We start from the raw sequence: 2,183 nt of genomic DNA on the forward strand, positions 1-2,183 counted from the left end.
AGGATGCCATCGATGGCGTCGCATTTCTCGGCTTTGGCGCGCTTGCCCAAAAGCGCAAAGATCGCCTCCAGACCCTCGATCTGCCCGGCCGTCTCCTCGCGGTGCTGGGTCAGGGCCTCAACCAGGTCCGGGTGATTGGCCGCCTTGATCATCTTGGGAAGGGATTTGTAGATCTTCTTCTCGGCGTAATACATATCCGCCAGCGCATGTTCGAACAGATCCGCCAAGCCCTTCGTCTCGCTGGCCTGCTTTGATGCCTTGGCGGAGGCCGCTTTGGCAGCGATGGTCTGGGAGCGCTTCGCACGTGTTTCAGCGCTGGCTTTTTCGGCTTTCCCACGTGCAGCTTTGCTCGATTTCGACGCTTTTTCCTTTGCCTTGGTCGACGTCTCGTCAGCAGCCTTTTTCTCTTTTGCCATGATCAGGTTCTCTATCGCGTGTTGGTTGGATAATTGTGGAATTGCCTGCTGAAACGCCGGTGTTTAGGCGGCTGTTCCCATGGCAGCGCGGCATTTGTTATCGGGCAGCCAATCGCGAATGTTCCGCTGTTGGTTTTCGGGTTTCCCGGCCCTGAGGCCAAAAGGCGTGAACGGCGCACGCGGCGGCCAGACCGAGGACAGCGCCGGCTGCAACATCGATGGGATAATGCTTACCGCGGGGCACCTGAATCCCGGCAATCATCGAAGCAACTGCCAGGGCCGGAACGGCTGTCTGCGGCAGATCGCGCGCCATGACGGTGGCCACAGCCACGGCTCCGGCAGTATGACCGGACGGAAACGAGGTGTCGTGTCCGCCTTCGCTTTCACCCGCCTCGCATTCATAGGTCTGCTCTTCGATCATGACTTTCGGGCGTGTCCGCTTGAAATTGTTCTTGATGATCCGTTTGACAAAGTTTACAAGAACATGAGCGGTCATCATCTTGAGGCCGACCTGCGTCATATATGGACGATGGGTAATCGCCCCTGTCCCGATCATCGCGGCACAGACAATCGACAGGGGGATCTGATCAGCGATCTCGCTGGCCGTCCCAAGCGTTTTGACCACGGGGTGATGGCGGTGGCGCGCAGCAGAGCGTGCAACCTCCTTGTCCGCTTCTTCGACGGCGCTCGCAGCGTCGGGTGAACGTTTGTTGTTGTTGTGACTGTTCGGGCTCATGGATGAACGCTTTCTTCTTGATCTTGCGCCACGGGGGCGGCGATCACGCGGAAGCGTCAGCACCGTCTTCAAGTTCCGGTAATAAAGGTTGGCCGCGAACGCTCTGGTCTTCAGGCGCTGGCGCCAAGACACGACCCCTCCGGTATGTCATCGCTCATCGTCATCACCATGCGACGCAGTCGGTTTTGGTAGAACGACTGGTACCACGGCCAGGATGATCAGGACAATGACTGCCGACAGAACGGCGGTCGCTTCCAGCCCGAGACCTGCCATCACGCCTATGCCCGCCGTGGCCCAGATGTTCGCGGCTGTCGTCAGTCCCTCGATCTGATGCCTTGTCGACCGTACCATGATCGCCCCTGCCCCTATGAAACCAATGCCCTGCACAATGCCTTGCAGGACGCGCGACATGTCCCCGATTTCCATCCCGCTCTGCAAAGGTCCCAGGACAAACAGCGCCGCGCCCACCGCGACCAGCATATGAGTGCGGACACCCGCGCTTCGACCCTTCAGCTCTCGTTCATACCCGAGAACGCCACCCAGAATGGCTGCAAGGACCAGGCGCACCGTGATCCGCGTCAACGTTGATAGATCCGGTACGTCTGAAAATTCACTGCGAATGGTAAGCCATATCTCTTCGCCCATGGCCGTCCCTTCCCAGACTGATACGTTCATGACACTTGCGTAACAACCAAGCTGAGGCATTCCAAGTGAGCGTTATGGGCATGTAAAACCTGCGGAGGAGAGCTCTCAAGCCGTTCATGACTTTGGATCTTGGAGCCTAATCTCCGCTCCAAATGCCAAGTCGGCTTACGCCCTCCAGATTGCCAAATCCGAACGGTACCTTGGCACCAATCTACGATAGGTCGGATGGCTAGGGACTCCGTGAGACGCGGCAGGGCGATAGAGGCGACTAACTTTTATTGCCCACCGGAAACCGGAACGAACCGTGGACGGTAAGGTTGTCGAGCATCACGGAGGGATGTGATGACGTCTGACCAGAACCAGAACCTAGCAACTGTATCCCTCAC

General features: G+C 58.0%; 3 protein-coding genes. All 3 read right to left on the minus strand.

Going from position 1 to position 2,183, the window contains the following annotated elements:
- A partial coding sequence (locus TW83_RS20235) for a DUF892 family protein (RefSeq protein ID WP_157001779.1) occupies window positions 1-416 on the minus strand: 416 nt, incomplete at its 3' end.
- 97 nt (window positions 417-513) lie between these two features.
- The gene (locus tag TW83_RS18170; RefSeq protein ID WP_052714976.1) at window positions 514-1,152 is read right to left on the minus strand and encodes a phosphatase PAP2 family protein; all 639 of its coding nucleotides are present in this window, start codon (window positions 1,150-1,152) and stop codon (window positions 514-516) included.
- Window positions 1,153-1,299: 147 nt separating this feature from the next.
- A complete protein-coding gene (locus tag TW83_RS18175) occupies window positions 1,300-1,797 on the minus strand; it encodes an MgtC/SapB family protein (protein WP_084697699.1) in 498 nt (165 codons plus the stop codon).
- Window positions 1,798-2,183 lie beyond the last annotated feature (386 nt).

The organism is Paracoccus sp. S4493 (assembly GCF_000967735.1).
In the GTDB taxonomy this organism is placed as follows: Bacteria; Pseudomonadota; Alphaproteobacteria; order Rhodobacterales; family Rhodobacteraceae; genus Paracoccus; species Paracoccus marcusii.

What these genes read in the sequence shown, in the direction of transcription:
- TW83_RS18170 (WP_052714976.1), bottom strand. Translation starts at nt 1,152, where the DNA reads ATGAGCCCGAACAGTCACAACAACAACAAACGTTCACCCGACGCTGCG.
- TW83_RS18175 (WP_084697699.1), bottom strand. Translation starts at nt 1,797, where the DNA reads ATGGGCGAAGAGATATGGCTTACCATTCGCAGTGAATTTTCAGACGTA.